Source organism: Peribacillus saganii, from assembly GCF_003429095.1.
Lineage (GTDB): Bacteria > Bacillota > Bacilli > Bacillales > DSM-1321 > Peribacillus > Peribacillus saganii.
The window spans coordinates 1-19510 of the sequence record NZ_QVTE01000067.1; the positions used below are offsets into that span (position 1 = coordinate 1).

The 19510-nt window shown below is 40.8% G+C and carries 19 protein-coding genes, 1 pseudogene and 1 riboswitch; of the genes and pseudogenes, 18 read left to right on the top strand and 2 right to left on the bottom strand.

All coding sequences use genetic code 11. The annotated features are described in order from the left end of the window. The 4 genes and pseudogenes from D0469_RS21795 to D0469_RS20035 form a co-directional block, all read left to right on the top strand. Positions 1-240 (top strand): hypothetical protein (locus D0469_RS21795; RefSeq protein ID WP_233523127.1); only part of this gene is annotated, 240 nt, incomplete at its 5' end. 79 nt (positions 241-319) lie between these two features. Then, a pseudogene (gene sigX, locus D0469_RS20025) lies at positions 320-879 on the top strand (RNA polymerase sigma factor SigX). After that, entirely contained in the window at positions 845-2089 is a 1245-nt protein-coding gene (locus tag D0469_RS20030; protein ID WP_117328487.1) for a hypothetical protein, read from the top strand. Before sigX ends, D0469_RS20030 begins: the two are co-directional and overlap by 35 nt. A 259-nt stretch (positions 2090-2348) precedes the next feature. Further along, entirely contained in the window at positions 2349-3212 is an 864-nt protein-coding gene (locus D0469_RS20035) for a peptidoglycan DD-metalloendopeptidase family protein (RefSeq protein WP_117328488.1), read from the top strand. Positions 3213-3374: 162 nt separating this feature from the next. On the opposite strand, the gene serA is transcribed toward D0469_RS20035, so the two are convergent. Beyond that, positions 3375-4949 carry a phosphoglycerate dehydrogenase gene (gene serA, locus D0469_RS20040; protein ID WP_117328489.1) on the bottom strand — a complete coding sequence of 525 codons (1575 nt, stop codon included), beginning with the start codon at positions 4947-4949 and terminating at the stop codon, positions 3375-3377. A 347-nt stretch (positions 4950-5296) separates the two neighbouring features. Beyond that, positions 5297-5430, top strand: a riboswitch (FMN riboswitch). A gap of 155 nt (positions 5431-5585) precedes the next feature. Here serA and D0469_RS20045 point away from each other — a divergent pair. Continuing rightward, positions 5586-6167 carry an ECF transporter S component gene (locus D0469_RS20045; protein WP_117328490.1) on the top strand — a complete coding sequence of 194 codons (582 nt, stop codon included), beginning with the start codon at positions 5586-5588 and terminating at the stop codon, positions 6165-6167. A gap of 420 nt (positions 6168-6587) precedes the next feature. On the opposite strand, the gene D0469_RS20050 is transcribed toward D0469_RS20045, so the two are convergent. After that, positions 6588-6836, bottom strand: coding sequence for a ferredoxin (locus D0469_RS20050; RefSeq protein WP_101594626.1), 249 nt, complete (start codon positions 6834-6836; stop codon positions 6588-6590). 453 nt (positions 6837-7289) lie between these two features. Between D0469_RS20050 and D0469_RS20055 the strand changes: the two genes are divergently transcribed. The 13 genes from D0469_RS20055 (at position 7290) to prsW (ending at position 19241) form a co-directional block, all read left to right on the top strand. After that, positions 7290-8360, top strand: a complete 1071-nt coding sequence (locus D0469_RS20055) for a helix-turn-helix domain-containing protein (RefSeq protein ID WP_117328491.1) — start codon at positions 7290-7292, stop codon at positions 8358-8360. Beyond that, positions 8357-9874 (top strand): RecQ family ATP-dependent DNA helicase, encoded by a 1518-nt coding sequence (locus D0469_RS20060; protein ID WP_117328492.1) that lies wholly within the window; start codon positions 8357-8359, stop codon positions 9872-9874. The genes D0469_RS20055 and D0469_RS20060 overlap by 4 nt, the downstream gene beginning before the upstream one ends. Beyond that, the gene (locus D0469_RS20065; protein WP_325048986.1) at positions 9861-10466 is read left to right on the top strand and encodes a CPBP family intramembrane glutamic endopeptidase; all 606 of its coding nucleotides are present in this window, start codon (positions 9861-9863) and stop codon (positions 10464-10466) included. Before D0469_RS20060 ends, D0469_RS20065 begins: the two co-directional genes overlap by 14 nt. Positions 10467-10481: 15 nt before the next feature. Beyond that, positions 10482-11162 carry a LysM peptidoglycan-binding domain-containing protein gene (locus tag D0469_RS20070; RefSeq protein WP_117328493.1) on the top strand — a complete coding sequence of 227 codons (681 nt, stop codon included), beginning with the start codon at positions 10482-10484 and terminating at the stop codon, positions 11160-11162. Positions 11163-11236: 74 nt separating this feature from the next. Beyond that, positions 11237-11692, top strand: coding sequence for a YpbF family protein (locus D0469_RS20075; protein ID WP_117328494.1), 456 nt, complete (start codon positions 11237-11239; stop codon positions 11690-11692). Positions 11693-12015: 323 nt separating this feature from the next. Next, positions 12016-12795 (top strand): metallophosphoesterase, encoded by a 780-nt coding sequence (locus D0469_RS20080; protein ID WP_325048987.1) that lies wholly within the window; start codon positions 12016-12018, stop codon positions 12793-12795. Positions 12796-12942: 147 nt separating this feature from the next. Continuing rightward, positions 12943-13191, top strand: coding sequence for a hypothetical protein (locus tag D0469_RS20085; protein WP_117328495.1), 249 nt, complete (start codon positions 12943-12945; stop codon positions 13189-13191). Between the two features lie 135 nt (positions 13192-13326). Next, positions 13327-13908 (top strand): genetic competence negative regulator, encoded by a 582-nt coding sequence (locus D0469_RS20090; RefSeq protein ID WP_117328496.1) that lies wholly within the window; start codon positions 13327-13329, stop codon positions 13906-13908. A gap of 267 nt (positions 13909-14175) precedes the next feature. Continuing rightward, complete coding sequence (locus tag D0469_RS20095) at positions 14176-15453, top strand: Glu/Leu/Phe/Val family dehydrogenase (protein ID WP_117328497.1); 1278 nt, start codon at positions 14176-14178, stop codon at positions 15451-15453. 172 nt (positions 15454-15625) lie between these two features. Next, entirely contained in the window at positions 15626-16615 is a 990-nt protein-coding gene (locus D0469_RS20100; RefSeq protein ID WP_117328498.1) for a YpdA family putative bacillithiol disulfide reductase, read from the top strand. Then, positions 16612-17580: an asparaginase gene (locus tag D0469_RS20105; RefSeq protein WP_117328499.1), complete on the top strand. Its 969-nt coding sequence runs from the start codon at positions 16612-16614 to the stop codon at positions 17578-17580. Before D0469_RS20100 ends, D0469_RS20105 begins: the two co-directional genes overlap by 4 nt. A 63-nt stretch (positions 17581-17643) precedes the next feature. Further along, positions 17644-18021 (top strand): cytochrome-c oxidase, encoded by a 378-nt coding sequence (locus D0469_RS20110; protein ID WP_117328500.1) that lies wholly within the window; start codon positions 17644-17646, stop codon positions 18019-18021. A 551-nt stretch (positions 18022-18572) separates the two neighbouring features. Then, the gene (gene prsW / locus D0469_RS20120) at positions 18573-19241 is read left to right on the top strand and encodes a glutamic-type intramembrane protease PrsW (RefSeq protein WP_117328502.1); all 669 of its coding nucleotides are present in this window, start codon (positions 18573-18575) and stop codon (positions 19239-19241) included. Positions 19242-19510: the final 269 nt, after the last annotated feature.

The following is a 19510-nucleotide window of genomic DNA, read 5'->3' on the forward strand; positions in this document are numbered from 1 at the left end:
CTTTTTGCCTTCCGAAGTGATTGGCTTATGACCTCGAGGGGCTGGGTGCTGGAGCTAGACATTATAGAAAAGCGCAGGTGTCCTATTTCAGCTAAAGAGCCAATGATGAATAAAACCACTCTTTTCTACTCTATAGGTAAAAGGAATCAGATGGGAGTCCTGTTAGGAATATTTGCCTGCAGGGCTTTTTGCTATGTCTGGGATATTCCGATTATTCCCTGTTATTACCTTCCTTTTTAATTGGAAAAAGTCTATATTAAATGTGTAACTTTTGTCTTATAGATGGCGACTATTGTATTGAGCGGAGGGGGAGATGAAGGTGGACTCCGTTTTTCATGAGCTTTATGAAAAATTTCATCAGGACTTATTCCAGTTTTTATTCTATATGGTCAAAAACCGGGAAACAGCAGAGGATCTGGTTCAGGAGGTCTATATTAGAGTGTTTAAATCGCATGACCGGTTTGAGGGGAAAAGCAGTACAAGGACTTGGTTATACTCGATAGCGAGAAATACGGCCATTGATCACTTTCGTAAGCATAAAAGCTGGAAGCAGCGCCTTCTTGAAAATTTTGATTGGGACCGGCAGCAGGTTCAGGATGATAAGCCTCTCCCCGAAGAAATAGCCTTGCAAAATGATCAGGCCAAATGGATATATAGAAGCCTTGACCTATGCTCAGTTGACCAGCGATCCGTTATCATTATGAGATATATTCAATCCTTATCCATCGCTGAGACTGCCCAGGTCCTTGGCTGGAGTGAGAGCAAGGTGAAAAGACCCAGCACCGTGCCCTAAAGGCAGTGAAGAAAGTAATGGAAGAAAATGCAGTAAAGGAGGGAAGCGCATATGAAACGATCACAATGGAGCGATCAGGAAATTGAAGATTTATTTAAAAAGCTGCCAAATGTCCAGGATACTCGCAATCCTGAAGAAATCTACAAGCAAATTTCCGGCCGGGTAAAGCGGAAAAAGCTTGCAGTTAAATGGATTCCGGCAATTGCAGCAGCTGCAGCTCTCATTGTGTTCACAGTGCTTTCGTCCTCGCTGCTTCAAACTAATTCCAGTGATCAGATTGCATCAGACAGGAGCAGCGCAGAGAAAGCAGCCAGCGAGCCGCCAACTGCTGAAAAAAAGGAAGAAACTAAACAGTCTGAACCCGTGAAACAGGAAAGTGATTCTAAAGAACCGCAGCTGAAAAAAAATGATAATAATTCAATGATGGAAATACCCGCTGCGCCACAGGAAAAGCAAACCGAAACATTACTTACTGCCCCACAAGAGCTAACATCCGTATTTCCGGCAGATAGATCAAATCATACCGTCTTAACTCTTGGAATTCCGGACGAGCAGCTGAACTATTTTATACCTGTTTCCTATGTAGTAAACAAAATGGATGAGGCAGGCCGTCTTGATGCCCTTAAGCAAAAGATGACGGATGTAATTGAACAAAGCTTCGGTCTTTCAGACTTTTATCCATTAAATGTAGAAATAGCCGCCGGCACTAACCCGGGGACAGTAAATATCAATTTTCCAGATGGCATTACCAATGCTATTGGTGATAACGAAATGTTTTTTATGAACGCATTAAGTGAAACATTTCGTTATGACGAGGAAATAAGCAAAGTTTCGTTCAGTACAAATGGGCAACCGGGAGCTGAATTCCCCCATATGGGCATGCTGCAGGAAATGGATATTGATAAAGCACCGAAACGGGCTATCTTGGTTTATCAGTTAAATCCGCAATCTCCAGTATTATTTGTGCCTTCCTATAACTCTTATGAAACAGTTGCAGCAGCTTTTGATGAAATGAAGAAAATTACCAAAGGCTCTCCCGTTACAGCTTCTGTTGATCAATCTATTAATGTCGCTGAGTTCAGGGAATCAGGTGAAGAACTTACTGTGATTTTTGCTCAAAACACTCAGCTTGAATATTCGACCAGCCATATGAGGAGCATCGAAGCGATACTGCTATTGGCCCGTGATTTTGGCTATAAATATGTCTTATTCGATAACAGTAACATCCAAACTATTGGAAGTCTTGATTTATCAAAAAAGATCCCAGTACCCGTAGCTCCGAATAAAACAAGTTAAGAGCGAAAAAATGTCTGCCCTAGGCAGGCATTTTTTTCTTTGCGGCAATAGCCGTTCCCCAATCTCAGGAGATTAGAATGTGCTAAGATTTACAAATCATACAGTTTTAATCCTCAAAAAATACCGAAATGAATATTTTTACAAAGCTGAGAAGAATATAAAGGGTAATGTAGATTTTTACTTTTTTGTTCCAGATTGTTCTATGTTAGGGCAGGTCAACATACGGTAAGAGTGGGAAATCTGACTTAGGAGGCTGAAAATGCTGGATTATGGTAAACGGTTTTTAATAGTAATGGTCGTGGCGGCTTTTATTGGGTTGTTATTTATTGGCGGAAAAAGCGGACAAGTCCGTGCTGAAGAATTGCGATCCTTGCCGGAGGGCTGGGTCTGGCCTTCAAATGGGATTATTTCAGATCATTTCGGAACAAGAGGCGGAGCCCATAAAGGGATCGACATAGCTGCTCCATCGGGGACTAAAGTAGTAGCAGCATCAAATGGCATTGTGAAGAAATCTTATTATTCCAGTACATATGGAAATGTAGTGTTTTTAAACCATGATGGTAAATATGAAACAGTTTATGCCCATCTGGAAAAACGGTTGGTAAAAGAAGGCGATAAAGTTAATCAAGGGGAAGCAGTCGGGATAATGGGCAACACAGGAAGATCCCGGGGTGTTCATTTGCATTTTGAGCTTCATCTTGATGAATGGTCAGTAGAAAAGGCAAATGCCTTAAACCCATTAACGGTGCTCGGAAAAAGGGAAGAACGTGCATTAACAGCGGATACAGGAGCAAATCAAGAAAAATTTGAAGACACTCAAGCTGTAAAGAACCTGGAACTTGATAATACGATACCTAAGGGCAAAAAAGAGGAAACCTACCAAGCTACAATTAAGGTTTCAGATTCATCATTACCTCAGGAAGACATAATGAATATTGCCTCTCTGAGGCCAAATTACATGAAACCCATACTTAAGGAGAAAAGTAAGAAAATGACCGTTGGCCTTGGTGACACGTTATATAGCATTTCGGCACGCTATAATATAAGTGTTGAAAGAATTAAAGAGATAAATGACCTTGAAAATAATCTTATATTTCCTAAACAAACGCTTTTGGTTAATTGATTTAGTTTGTTTATTTGCGCGGAGATTTGCTCAAAATTACCTTGTTTACGTTAAATAATTAGACATGGATTACATATAACGGCAAAAAACCTTTTTTGAAGGATAGCTGAATGCCATACATAGAAGCAGGGACGAAATTTTCGCCCCTGCTTTTCGCCGATATTATAAAGCGATCCGGTACATAAATGTTATGTCGTCAAGATTGTTTATTTTTTCGTACATCTCGTTGCTCAATGGTTTGTCAAAGGAAAGAACCATGATTGCTTCGCCGCCTGCTTCTTTTCTCCCTACCTGCATCGTTGCAATATTAACTTCATGGTCACCCAGGATTTTTCCTACACGGCCGATGACGCCTGGACGATCTGTATGTTGAATGTAAAGCAGGTTGCCTTCTGGGTTGAAATCGATATTGAAACCATTAATGCTTACAATTCTTGGGCCATAATTGGCAACAAAGGTGCCTTTTATTTCAAATTGGCGATTATCGCCTTTTATGACGGCGGCAATATAATTTTTATAACCAGAAGAATCAGATGCAACTTTTTCGCCGATTGTCACACCTCTCTCCTGAGCTATTAGCATCGCATTTACCTCATTTACAGGTATATCAAGCCTTGTCTTGAAAAATCCGGAAATAAGGCTTTTAGTAAGAATGCTAGTATCAAAGCTGGTAGCATCCCCGGAATAAGTGACGGAAATCTCCTGTATGCCTTCCTTCATGCATTGGGCTGCAGTGGCCCCCATACTTTTCACAAGTTGATAATAAGGCTGGATTTTTTGGAACATTTCTTTAGAAATAGCTGGCAGATTGATAGAGTTCGAGACAGGCTTCCCTTCTAAAAAGATCAGCACTTCCTCCGCTACTTGAGTCGCTACATTAAGCTGTGCTTCTTTAGTAGATGCCCCTAAATGAGGTGTAACTATCACAGAATCCAGTTCAAGCAGCTTGTTGTGTAATGGTGGCTCTTCCACGAACACATCAAATGCCGCTCCGGCGATATGGCCTTCTAGAATAAGCTCATATAAAGCTTCTTCATCGATAATTCCACCTCTGGCGCAGTTAAGTAAATATACGCCCTTCTTACATTTCCTTAGGTTATCAATATTAAGCAGCCCGCGTGTTTCGTTCGTTAATGGAGTATGGACAGTAATAATATCTGCCTGGCTCAAAAGTTTATCTAGCGTAAGGAGTTCAACATTCATAGCTTTGGCGCGTTCGCTCGTTAAAAACGGATCAAACGCTAGTACCTCCATGCCGAACACCTGTGCTCTTTTGGCGATTTCTCCTCCGATACGACCCATGCCGACAATACCCAATTTCTTGCGGTTAAGTTCTGTACCGGTGAAGGCTGAACGCTTCCACTCTTTGTTTTTTACAGAAGAGTGGGCCTGTGGAATATGTCTTACAAGAGATGCCATCATCGCAAATGTATGCTCAGCGGTGGAGATTGTATTCCCATCAGGAGCATTGACAACGACGATACCCCTCTTTGTTGCGGCTTCAACATCAATATTGTCTATCCCTACACCTGCACGGGCAATAATGCTTAATTTTGGCATAGCATTGATTAAATCCTCTGTTACAGTAGTTGCACTCCTTACCAGCAATGCATCAATTGTATCCAGTTCATCAGCTGCCTCATCAACCGTTTTCTGGATCAGGGTAATTTCAGGTGAATCCATCAGCGGAGTAAGCCCCTCCGGCTTAATTGCATCCGCAACTAAAATTCGATACATCTCAACAGCACATCCTTTTCTCTATGAAAAAATTTAACCTGCTTAACAATGTTTGGGTTCACTAATTCCCGTCCGTCTTTCTTTAGGAAAGAAATGAGGGGGAAATAAGGATTAGTATTACAATTATGTAATTTCAAAATCTTAAATTTCTGTTAATTCTACAAGAGCCCAGTTGTGCTGTCAATTCACCATAAGTAAATGAAAGCGCTTCACCAAAAATATTTTTTATTAATCAAAAAATGAAAAATTAAAAAAATATTTTAGGTTTATCAGCTTTGTGAAACAGTAGGCTAATTGCTTCACAACCTTTCGAGATTGGGATATAATCAGTATTGAAAAATATATAGGTCTATCTTCGGGGCGGGGTGCAATTCCCCACCGGCGGTGATAAAGGTAAGCCTTTTAAGCCCGCGAGCCTTTAAGGGCAGGATTTGGTGAGATTCCAAAGCCGACAGTATAGTCTGGATGGGAGAAGATGGAGGTTCCTGACAGCGTTTAAAATTTATATTTCAAACGTTTCTTTGAATATGCCATACTTCCTTCAATTCTTACACGGATTGAAGGATATACTATCGGTATGCTTAAGGGCCTGTCCTCTTTTCGTGGGGTAGATCACAAAAAGAAGGAGAGAGATCTATGAAAAACAACAAGGTAAGAACATTAGTCGGAATTGGTATGTTCAGCAGCATAGCGTATATTTTAATGCTAATGAACTTTCCCTTCCCAGGGTTTCCTCAATTTTTATTGGTAGACTTCAGCGATATTCCTGCACTAATCGCTGCGTTGATTTTTGGGCCAGTAGCTGGAATCTTGGTGGAATTAATTAAAAACATTTTGGACTTTATCATGACAGGAAGCCCAACAGGTGTACCGGTAGGGCATATCGCTAATTTCGTGGCAGGTATTCTTTTTGTTCTTCCATCTTATTTTGTTTACAAAAAAATGGCTTCAAAAAAAGGAATGACTGCTGCGTTAATTGCAGGTACGCTTTCCATGTCTATTTTGATGGGTGTGCTTAATTACTTCGTATTCCTTCCAGCTTATACGATTTTCATGGGCTGGGAAGCGATGTCAGCTCCAGACGCACGCCAGTTTATTGCAACTGCGATATTACCATTCAACCTTGTTAAAGGTGCCTTGATCACTATTGTTTTTATGCTGCTATTCGTCCGCCTGCAAACCTGGATTTCAAAGCAGTCTCAATATAGAAACGCATAATAAAGAAGCCCTGAATTGCCAAACTGCAATTCAGGGCTTTTCTTCGGCTCGATTTATAAAAAAGTAAAGGCCATGTGAAAGCATTTATCGCTAGATAAGAAAATAAGAGATTTTTAACAGTACAGACTCCAGCGCCCAGCAGTTTTTTTGCTTAAGAAAAAAAGCCTCGATTCATAGCAAAAGGAACACTATAGAAGCGATATCAAATCCCGGCGTTCTTAGTCTGCTTTGATGTTGTGACCAATTACCCGTCACAACTAAGATCATAAGCCAATCAGTATCCAACGGCAAAAAAACAAAAAGCGTCCTCTGTCAGCATTTTGTTTTTCCGATACCCATACGATGTGGGAAAGAACGGCGTTGCCACAGGATGTGGCAACTTAGCCGATCTGACCCAGGGGATCTAGCGCTTTATTAGGTTTATTCGAACTTAGTTGCATCTCCATCAAACGGCTCATCTGCCACTTTAATAGAATCAGTTGGGCATCCTTCAAAAGCATCCATCATATCGTCTTCCAATACATCTGGAATTTCTACGATACCTTGGTTATCATCCAATGTTACGAATGCAATGCCTTCGTCATCGTAATCGTAAATATCTGGTGCAGCAGCTCCGCATGCACCACAAGCGATACAAGTTTCTTTGTCAACAATTGTATACTTTGCCATTGAAAAAACCCCTCCCATTATATACACAAGTTTTCCACTTTACGCAAGGAAACCTGAACGTCCACTATTATTGTAAAACTGATACTTGAAATTTTCAATAGAAAATGTAATGAGAATACTTATCATACAAAGGGTTTGATGAAATAATCAGTTTGGAGATTTTCTATTTAACACTCTTATCTTCCAACTGATAAGCTTCCGTTAAGTTACTGAAGGAGAAAAGCATATTGCGTCTAGTCAGGGTTAGACAATTATTCGACAATAACTCCCTATTACAGCCTTCCTTTGATACAATGGATAGTAGATAAAAGCGTGTAAACTTGACGTAGTATAAGGGCAGTTATACCAGATACAGCAATCGTCCTTTTCCTGTTTTCATTTTACGCTAATGAAAAAGGTTCTGTGCCGCTTTTCATGATTGATTATTACTCCTAACCGGGACAGTGATTCTAAATGATTACATCTTATTTTCAGGCAGCGATTTTACAATGTATTGAGCGGTTTGCCGGCCAGCGCTCTATTTATGGAATATACCACTTGCTGAAAGGAAAGAAATCTTCACAAACCATTCAGGATGGTCAGCTTTTCGACTTGTCAATATTTTTCGCTGTGTTTCCGGATGCTAAGCGCTCAAGTATTGAAAAAGCCATTAATGAATTACGGCAGTATGGTTACATCAATAAGCTGGATGCCGAATACCATTACCATATCACTTCGAGCGGAAAAGATAGCCTCGAACAATTCTACCTGGAGAATCCTCTGCCTGCCGACCTTGATGGCTGGCAATTTCACTCGTTTGCACCAGTCTTTTGGGACCGGTTCACACTATTGGTACAATCACTTTCCAATATTGTTCACGGGGTTAAGTCGTTTTATCCTATTCAAAAAAACTGGAATGTCCAGCAATGGGTTAAAGCATATCTGAGAAGGGAACATACTGAAAGAACGTATATGGCAGCAAAATTTTATGAGGAACTAGTTATGCTCCTTGAGACTAGACAGCCCAATGAGCGTGACATATTTGTCCTGAAGCTGACAGGGAGCCGGCGTGCGGGATACACAAATGAACAAATTGGCAGAATGATCGGTATTCCGGCAGCTAACGTACGATTTTTATTTACGGGTACTTTGCACTATATAGTAAAAACGGTATTGGCAAATGAAGATAAATATCCACGTATCTCAGCTTTGATTGGGGATCTAACAGGATTGGAGGAGAAACCGCTAACCAATTCTGCAAGAGTGACTTTGAAATACATCAATGACGGAAGGGAACTTCCTGAAATCGCCCAAATACGCAGGCTGAAGATAAGCACAATAGAAGACCATATCGTAGAAATTGCTTTTTCCCTGAAAGATTTTTCGATTGAACGCTATGTATCAGATGATCTGGCGGCGGTTATCATCAAGGTGGCAGCTGATCTGAGGACAAAGCAGCTAAAAGAAATAAAACAACAAATAGACCATACAGCAAGTTATTTTCAAATAAGGCTAGTTCTTGCGAAGATGGGGGATATAGCATGATACTGGAAAGTATGCTTCAAAAACATTTTGGTTTCTCGTCTTTTCGGGCGGGGCAAAAGGAAGTGATAGCCTCCTTGCTTGGCGGACAATGTACACTCGCTATGCTGCCGACAGGAAGCGGCAAGTCACTTTGTTACCAGCTCCCGGCCTACATCATAAATAAAACGATTGTAATCGTTTCACCACTTCTATCATTAATGCAGGACCAGGCTGAGCAGCTTAAGATGAGAGGGGAAAAAAAGGTAATCACCTTAAACTCATTTCTGTCTCCGCAGCAAAAACAGGCCGCGCTAAAACAGCTTGGGAATTATAGGTTTATCTTTCTGTCGCCTGAGATGCTGCGTATGCGATCTGTAATGTCAGCACTTAAACGGCTTGATATAGGTTTGTTCGTTGTGGATGAAGCTCACTGTATTTCCCAGTGGGGCTATGATTTTCGTCCAGACTACCTGAATCTAGGAGGGTTCAGGGCAGCGCTGGGCGAGCCACTGACCCTTGCTCTCACTGCTTCAGCAACGGCAGAGGTAAGAAAGGACATACTTGAAAAGCTGGGATTAAACGGCTCCAATCAAATCATTACATCGATTGACAGAAGTAATATTGCCATAACAGTTGAAAAAGTAGCCAGCTATGAGGATAAGCTGGAAAGGGTTATTCAAGTGGCATCAGAAATGAAAGGGTCAGGCATTATATATTTCTCAAGCAAAAAGCTTGCAGAATCTGTTGCCGCCATGCTTACAGAGAAGGGAATAAATGATGTCGGATACTATCATGGCGGAATGGAGCAGGAACAGCGAATGCTGATACAGCAGCAGTTCCTTGGCGGGCAGATTAGGATTATATGCGCCACTTCAGCTTTTGGCATGGGCATCAATAAAGAGGATGTCCGTTTTGTTGTCCATTTTCATTTGCCAATGGGCATGGAAGCATATGTCCAGGAAATAGGCAGGGCAGGAAGGGACGGTAAACAAAGCATAGCGATTCTGATATATTGTGAAGGTGATGAGGGCCTGCCATTACGGCTTGCGGAGCAGGAACTTCCTACTGATATACAAATAATTGAATCCTGCCGGTTTTTGAGCCATCACGACCATAAACCCAGCCAGTTGCCTAAGTCCCTCCAGCTTGATTTAATGTCCAAATTCTCTTTGAATGAAACCCAAATCCGTTTTATTCTGGCTTTTATAAAGGATGGAAATCCAGCTGAAAAGGCAGAAGAAATGAGGGTATATGTACAGAATAGGAAACTTATCAAGCAGGATAAGTTCACCGCCTTTTATCACTGGTTTCAGTCGTCAAACTGCAGAAGGGAGCTCCTGCTTACTTATTTTCAGGAAGAAAAACAAGAAATTATTCCGTATTGCTGTGATAATTGCGGTTTTTCAATTACCCGTCTGCTAGAAGAGATGCCAGGTGAGATTAATCAGAGTTCAAATGGAGGACTGTACTTTTCATGGAAAAAGGAATTAGAAGCGATTTTATTTTCAAAGAGAGCTGTAAATGATGAAAAATAACCACGCTGAATTGGTTAAAAGCCTGTCTGATAGGGAATTAAAGTTAAATTTGCTGTTAACCCAGGTTATTCTCTTAACTCTTTCATTTATTTTAGGTATTATCTTATTTAAAGATATTTCTTCTTTTTTCGCTCTTTTTCGACCCGATGACCCAAGGATCGCTATTATTGGCGGAGGGGCGGCAATAACGGTCATTCTGCTTGATTTGTTTTTAATGAAAGTCGTTCCGGAAGCCTATCAGGATGATGGAGGTGTGAATGAAAGAATCTTTGGAAGTCTATCTTACCCAATGATTTTTGCAGTTGCCTTGGTTGTTGCCATTAGTGAAGAAATATTGTTCCGCGGAATTATCCAGACACACACAGGCCTTATTTGGGCAAGTGTGATATTTGCAGTCGTGCATTACCGGTATCTATTCAACTGGTTTTTGTTTTTAAATATCACTATTTTAAGTTTTTTTATTGGATATATTTTTGAACTTACCGGGAATTTGCTTGTTACTATTTTTGCCCATTTTTTAATTGATTTTATCCTGGGTATTATCGTGAGGAAAAAGGCAAAAAAACAAGCAGCGTGGATTGAACATCATTAGAAAGAGGGGAGCCAAATGGAGTCAGAAAGACAGGTTATTCAGGATCAGGCTGGAAGGCTGCGGTCAGAGATGAACCAGTCTAGAACCTCTCGTTCTTCTAAGCTTCCAAGCCGGAGTGAAGTACATAGAAATAAGAAAAAGAAAAATAAATGGAGAATAAAGTTTCCATTGTTAAAGCTTTTATCCTTGTTTTTTATCTTGCTCCCAGTTACGATTTTCAGTCTTTACAGTTACTTTGACCCAAAACAGCTGCCGGGCATAAAAGAGGAATCGGGAGAAGGATATGAAACTATTAATATTGGCGGAAGCAGCGAAGAAGCAGGAAGGGAATCGGAGGAAGCAGAAATGCCCCGTGATCCGGAAACAAATAGTACAGTCAGCCAAAACGCATCTGCCCCTGTCGAATATGTGTCAGGAGCAGCGGCAGCAAAGTCAGCGGAAGTTGAACCGAAAGAACCGGCAGCCTCTAGAGAGGGTTCAGAGCCGTCCGGGGCAACCGATAAGCATCAAAAAGAGAGTAACCCGCAGGAATACAAAATTCTTTATCATACAGTTCAGCCCCAGGAAACAATCTTTAGGATCTCAATGACGTATTATAAATCACAGGACGGGATCCCGCTGATAAGGGAATGGAATGGCTTGAAAGGAAATGAAATAGAGTCTGGGCAAGTCCTTAAAATCCCCATTAAACAATAACAGGAATGCTGTACTATTCTAAAAAATGCCCGCATATAATTGAATAGACATGCAAACCTGGGGGTGATACGGTTATGGAACCTGCCATTATACTAATGGACGAGCTTACCGATCAGGCGACAAGGCAAATGCTTCAAAGTGTTGTTGACCGAAAGCGCAAATTTGATAAATACAAAAGAGATCATCTCATCAGTCTTTGGGCTTCAATGATCTTAGCGGGGATGTTCCTGATTTATATTTACCTTTATATCGCAAAACCATATTCCTACTCATTCTTTGCCATGTTTTCCGCATTTGTTGATCAATCGGACCATTTTATTTTTCTTATAGCCGTTATTGGACTATATGGCTATATGCTCGTTCTGAAGCAAAAGCTGGACAAAGCAGAAAAGGAATACCATGGTCTTCGCTGTGAGATTATTGATAGAAGCAAGGATCTATGGAGAGATCAGGCCTGGAAAACGCGCCATAAAGTATATGAAGCTATGAAAAAGAATTATGATATCAATCTTTATCACGAAAATAAATGAAATGAAATTTTCCGCCAGCTTCAAGAACATATCATTCCAGTTGTTACTTTAAATAAAACAGAAAAATTGCACTTTTCCAAGGGTTGGTAACAGTCTTTGAAATATTAGCTAGGCAAATAAAGTGGTAAATCACAATAACACTTTGCCATATATATAGTGGCAAGGTTTATTTTTTTGGCTTTTTTTAAGCTTATTGTTGATTTGGTATTTTGTTGATGTCTAGCTGCAGCGCCCATCCTTCATCCGTTTTTATAGACTTTATGTTTTGCATTTTATTATGGTATGATTTCAGGGAGAATGAAAAAGGGATTAGGGTGGATTAGTTGAGTATTTTGTATTTCTTTGCTGTTATTATATTAGCTATTATATTGATGTTAATCCATATGTGGAAAACTGCACATCTTGATAGAGTTTTACATACTGAAATAACCTTTAAGGATTTTCCGGAAACCTTTGGTAAGCTTTCGATTTTTTTCATTTCAGATATCCATAAACGGAAGGTATCAGATAGTATTATTAATCAAGCCCTAGGAAAAGCCGATCTAGTGGTCATCGGCGGAGATCTTACCGAGAACAGGGTGCCCTTTAGCCAGGTTGAAGAAAACATCATCAAGCTGAAAACTATCGGTCCAGCCTATTTTGTATGGGGAAATAATGATTATGAGACAGATTACCATTTGCTCGACGCCACACTGCTTAATCATGGCGTCAAAATTCTCGATAATACCGCGGTCATGTTTGAATCAGCCGGAGGAGAAGTAATATCCCTCCTTGGCATTGATTATTTAAATGGAAAAAAAGCCCGCCTGGATCTGGCGCTGGCTGATGCAGAAACAGACTCCTTTAAAATATTGCTAAGCCATCATCCTTCTATCATCAAGCAAGTAAAAGAAGATTCGGGGATAATGCTGGTGTTGGCCGGCCATACACATGGAGGGCAAATTCGTATTTTTGGACGGGGACTTTATGAGTTGGGCGGATTAAAGGAACAGCGGGGAATCAAGCTCCTTACTAGCAATGGTTATGGCACCAGCCTGCTTCCGCTGCGCCTCGGCGCAAAGCCTGAGACACATTTGATTCATCTCAGGAAGGACTTAAAATAATTAGCAAAGTGGCGAAAAACATGATCCTTCTGGAGGCAGGTATGCAAGAGGGTAAATATAATATTAAAGCAATTTCCAAGCTGCTTGGCATACAGCCGGGTACATTAAGGGGTAGTCTATCTTGGCAGCGGCATTTCAGAGGCTGATTTGATAATTGCAATTGACGCAGTTAACCCTCGATTTCTTTTTTTGTCGTGTACCTTAGAAGCAAACCTTGATAATACAATAAAGCTTGTGGATAAATTTAATCGCAGTTTGCCTGGCCTGCAAATCGGATTGGAAGGTCCTGCTTTTACTGTACTCAAGGAGGAAAGGGTTTTAAGATACCAGGATTTATGGGTTGGACGCACTAAACGGGAATGGGACCAATGGATTGGCCGGTTGCTAAAACAATAGAAAAATGAATTCGATCTTCAAAACCTCCGTGGCTTTTGCAAGACCATTATCCTATATCAATAATTGTCAAGGATATGCACCCCGGTTTCGTGTCTTCATAATATGTATGAAGATAGGAACGCGGGGGGCTTTTTTATGAAACTTGAGCGGCTGACAACTAATAAGATTAAAATATTTTTAACATTTGACGATTTAAGTGATCGAGGGTTGACAGCTGAAGATATAAAAGGCAATTCCCTGAAGATTCACCGTTTCTTCCATGAAATGATTGAGGAAGCCTGCGAGGAAATAGGATTTGAAATGACAGGTACAATAGGAGTTGAAATATTCTCTCTTCAGGCGCAGGGTTTGATTATTATTGTATCAAGGGAAGAAGAAGATCAGTTCCTTAATGATGAAGATGAATACCTTGATCTTGAAGTTAGGGTTGGCGAGCACCCTTACACTTTGTATTCCTTTTCTACGCTGGAAGACGTGATACAGTTATCACATTGTCTTAAGAACATAAACATTGACACTGGTTCTCTTTATGCCTACGAAGATATTTACTATTTGCTTCTTGAAGAAATCCCGGTTGCTGTTTTTGATGCAGTCATTTCTCTGGCAGCTGAATATGGAAGTGCATCTACACTCACATTGCCGCGTCTGCAGGAGTATGGAAAGAAAATCATTGAACAAAAGGCCGTTGGAATCATTACCACATACTTTTCCCGCTAATCTTCTAAATATTAACCCTGTTTTAGTGCAAAGGCACTGATTAAAAAGCGGTACTCACATTAAATTTCAAGTTCCCGTTTATTCCTTCTTCCAGCAGGGAAACGGTATAAAGGAAAGGGCAAAAAAGATAGTGATGACAGCGTTTACATTTCTTTCCTCAAAGAGGGAAAATATATATTTTTTATCCTTTGCATAAGTGTATCAAAGGTGTATACTATGTCATGAAAGAAAGTCTTTATTTACTAATTGACCTTAGGGGGTACACAGATGGTAGCCGAAAAAGGTACTGAGCCTGCTAACAATGAAGAAAAACATGATGTGCTAAAATCGACTCAAACAGTTATACATAGAGCGCTTGAGAAGCTTGGCTATCCGGAAGAGGTATACGAGCTTTTAAAAGAACCAATCCGCATGCTTACAGTAAAAATTCCTGTCCGTATGGATGATGGGTCTGTCAAAATATTTACAGGATACAGAGCACAGCATAATGACGCTGTCGGGCCAACAAAAGGCGGAATCAGATTCCATCCTTCCGTATCTGAACGAGAGGTTAAGGCGCTTTCCATCTGGATGAGCCTTAAGTGCGGCATCGTTGATTTGCCATACGGCGGAGGAAAAGGCGGGATTGTCTGCGACCCACGCAACATGTCTTTCCGTGAACTGGAAAAGCTAAGCCGCGGATATGTACGAGCTATAAGTCAAATAGTAGGACCTACTAAGGATATTCCTGCTCCTGATGTATTTACTAATTCTCAGATTATGGCCTGGATGATGGATGAATACAGCCGAATTGACGAATTTAACTCTCCGGGCTTCATTACTGGTAAGCCGCTTGTACTTGGAGGTTCGCACGGCCGCGAATCTGCAACAGCCAAGGGAGTAACGATTTGTATTAATGAAGCTGCAAAGAAGAAAGGTATTGAATTAAAGGGAGCACGTGTTGTAGTTCAGGGATTTGGAAATGCCGGCAGCTTCCTTTCAAAATTCATGCATGATGCAGGTGCCATTGTTGTAGGTATTTCAGATGCATACGGAGGTTTGTATGATCCAAATGGTCTTGACATTGATTATTTACTTGATCGGCGCGACAGCTTCGGCACGGTAACAAAACTATTTAAAAATACCATTACAAATAAAGAACTGCTGGAACTGGATTGTGATATCCTTGTCCCTGCTGCAATTGAAAACCAGATTACTGATGAGAACGCGCACAATATCCGGGCGAAAATCGTAGTGGAAGCTGCAAACGGGCCTACTACTCTGGAAGCTACACAAATATTGACCGAACGTGGAATTCTCCTCGTTCCGGATGTGCTAGCTTCTTCCGGCGGTGTAACCGTTTCATATTTTGAATGGGTTCAAAATAACCAGGGGTACTACTGGACAGAAGAAGAAGTCGAAGAAAAACTCGAAAAAATATTGGTGAAGTCGTTTAATAATATTTATGAAACAGCCCAGACGCGCCGAGTCGATATGCGTCTAGCTGCTTATATGGTTGGTGTCCGGAAAATGGCTGAAGCCTCACGCTTCAGAGGCTGGATTTAATTTCCTTATACGTTTTCAATACACGAAAAAACCTTGTCTTTTCCAAAAAAGACAAGGTTTTTTACGTTTCATGGGTTTTTGTGTACTATTATGATTGTAAATGTATTCATTGTATAGGAGAAGGTAATAAAATACCAGCTAAGACAAAGTTTTATAGAAGGGTGTGGAATAAATGATCAAAGAAGATGTCATTATTATTGGAGGGGGGCCATGCGGATTGGCTGCAGCGATTTCAATAAAGGAAGCAGGGAAATCTCCTCTCATCATTGAAAAAGGCAATATTGTGAATGCTGTATATAATTATCCGACCCATCAGACTTTTTTTAGCTCAAGTGAAAAGCTGGAGATAGGAGATGTTCCTTTTATTACAGAAAACCGAAAACCGGTTAGGAACCAGGCTCTTGCCTATTATAGGGAGGTCGTTAGAAGAAAGCAGCTTCGTATCAACGCTTTTGAAAAAGCAGTTAAAATTGAAAAGCAGGATGGTTCATTTTTATTACATACGGATAAAGAGGAATATTCAGCCCCTTACATCGTGATTGCAACTGGTTACTATGATAATCCTAATTATATGAAGGTTCCCGGAGAAGACTTGCCAAAGGTATTTCACTATTTTAAAGAAGCACACCCTTATTTTGACAGGGATGTGGCGGTAATTGGCAGGAAAAACTCTAGCGTTGATGCTGCACTTGAACTAGTAAAGGCGGGTGCAAGGGTTACTGTTTTATATCGCGGGCAGGAGTATTCACCAAGCATTAAGCCGTGGATTCTCCCGGAATTTGAATCACTAGTGAAGAACGGAACAATTAATATGGCATTTGGGGCCGATGTTTTAGAAATTACCCCTGATACCATTTCATACAAACAAGACGGAGTAAAAAAAGAAATTAGAAATGATTTTGTGTTTGCCATGACAGGTTACCATCCGGACCACGGCTTTCTAAAACACATAGGAGTTAATATTGATACAGAGACGGGAAGACCATTGTTTGAAGCTGAAACTATGGAGACGAATGTCGAAGGGATCTATATTGCGGGAGTTATCGCTGCAGGGAATAATGCAAATGAGATTTTTATAGAAAATGGCCGTTTTCATGGCGGTTTGATTGCAGCCTCTATTGTGGAGAAGGAAAATCAGAGGGGAAATGAGGTTAAGCAATGAAACAAAAGATTTCATTAATAACAACCGGTGGAACTATCGCCAGCAAAGAAACAAAAAATGGAATGCTCTCCTCAGGTGCGTTAAGCGGTGATGAACTGGCGGCGCTCTGTAAGCTGCCGGATGATATTGAAATAAGAATCGTTGATTTTATGAAGGTTCCAAGTATGCATATGAACTTTCATAGGATGCTGGCTTTGCGGGATGCCATCAATAAAGAACTCGAAGATCCCGATGTAACGGGAGTCGTTGTTACTCACGGAACGGATTCATTGGAGGAAACCGCCTATTTTCTGGATATTGTAACAGAAGATAAAAGGCCCATTGTTGTTACAGGTTCCCAGCGTTCGCCTCAGGAGGTTGGTACAGATGTTTATTCCAACTTGAGAAATTCCATATATGCAGCTGCCAATCCTCTTCTGGAAAATGGTGGAGTTGTCGTCGTTTTTAATGAAAGGATTTATTCAGCAAAATATGTGAAAAAAGTCCATGCATCTAATCTGCAAGGGTTCGAATCATTTGGGTATGGATACCTGGGAATAATCGACAATGATGTAGTAAGCATTTATCAGAAACCGCTGCACAGGGAATTTTTCTCCGTCCAAAATGAGATTCCAAGAGTGGACATCATTAAATGCCACACCGGGGCAGACGGTTTGTTTATTGATGCTTCAGTAGCTGTAGGTGCCAAAGGAATAATTTTGGAGGGTGTTGGCAGGGGACAGGTAACCCCGCAAATGGTCAGTTCTATTCAGAAAGCTCTGGATAGTGGAACGAATATTGTAATAACAACGAGTGCAGAAGAGGGAAAAGTGCATCCAGCCTATGATTATGAAGGGAGTGCTTTCGACCTTAAAGAAAGAGGAGTTATTTTGGGGGCAGATTATGACAGCAAAAAAGCAAGAATTAAATTAGCTGTACTTTTAGCTTGTAAAAACAAAATAAAATCTAGTGACTTTAAATATTAGTTATCCTCACATTTGTCCTGTGCATATATTGTTATAGGTCGATCCTGTTAGGAGGCATAGGAAATGTTAGGTATCCGTTTTATTAAAATTTCAGTGGTCTATTTTGTTGTCGGGGTCTGCATAGGGCTGGCTATGTCAATTACGCACTCATATACTCTTACTCCTGTTCATGTCCATATTAATTTATTGGGCTGGACAGCCATGACGCTGGCTGGGATTTTGTACCACCTGTTTCCGCAAATTGCGGCTACAAAACTTGCGAAAACCCATTTTTGGCTTCACAACATATCGTTGCCTTTAATGATGGCCGGATTGGCATTTGTTGTGAATGGAAACACTGCTATAGTGCCTTTAGTAGCGGCTGGAGGCACTGTATTAGTCCTGGCTATTATTCTTTTTGCTCTTAACATCTTAATGAATTTAAAACCACAAAAGACATAACTGCAAATTGTTTAAGATTAATGACATTATTTATGGAAGGGCGGCCACCTTATTAAGGTGGTTTATTCATGAGATAAGAAAAAATTTCATTGAAATAAGTACGTCCAGCAGCTTTTTTTTTTCAGGAAAATTAAGCACCGATACACACGATGGGCTAATGCTGGCATCGCCAGAGGACAAGGAATGCCTCGGCAACGATTCACCGCACGAAACAAAGCGGCAGCTTTGTAAGGACATGGTAATCTTAGCTTTTCTTCCTCGCGTCCAGGGCGCTTGCCCTTTTTTGATCTACACCACAATTTCCTCAATCTGGAAAGCTTCCGTTTTCTTTTTATGGATATCGTGATACGATTGAATAAAGGCTGTTTTCGAATTGGTTTGTTGCTTTTCGTATCCGAACATTCTCTCATATTTTAGGGGGTTACGTGGCATCTTTTCGTAAGAATTTGAAGATAGTTGCCTGATAAACTAAGTAAAGCCCCTAAATTAGGCTGAAAGTAACAAAGTTTCCGAAAAGAACCTTAATAAAAGAACGGAAATGAGGTCGGCAAATGCTGGTAATACTAACAGCCGGGCTGGCGCCGGGCCTTGCTTTGCTTAGCTATTTTTATTTGAAGGATCAATATGAAACAGAGCCATTGTCAGTTGTAGGCAGGGCATTCATATTCGGGGCATTCCTTGTTTTCCCTCTAATGTTTTTGGAATATGTAATGGAAACGGAGAATGTATTTCATAGCAATTTGGCCTCAGCCTTTATTCAGTCCGGTTTACTTGAGGAGTTTTTTAAGTGGTTTGTACTTTTTTATGCGATATATAACCATGCGGCCTTTGATGAGCCCTATGACGGTATAGTTTACGGAGCTGCTGTGTCTCTCGGTTTTGCTACTTTGGAAAATATCTTGTATCTTGTCGCCAATGGGGTTGAGCACGCATTCGGAAGGGCGGTGCTTCCTGTTTCAAGCCATGCGCTTTTTGGGGTCATTATGGGTTATTATATGGGTAAAGGGAAGTTCACAGGTCCAAGGCCGAAGAAGAAATATATATTTTTGGCGTTTATCATACCTGTACTTTTGCACGGTACCTATGATTATATCTTGCTCACCCAGGAATTCTGGCTCTACATGATTCTTCCTTTCATGATTTTTCTATGGTGGCTTGGACTTAATAAGGTTAAGCGCGCTAAAATGCTTTCTGACTATCATGCAGCAAGTAATTTATAAGTCTTAATAAATGAATTGGAGATAGAGCCCTGTGAATGAAGCAGGGTTCTTCTTTGTATTTCGCATCGCACGAAACAAAGCGGCAGCTTTTTGAGGACGTGGCGATGTTATCGTTCTTCCTCTAAAACAGGGCGCTTTCGCATTTCTATGATGTCTAGCTGCAGCGCCCAGCCCCTCGAATGTTGTGACCAAAGGCCGTCACAACCCTGTGTTGCGATCAAGTGCCATCGCAACCTTGGTCATAAGCCAATCACTTCGGAAGGCAAAAA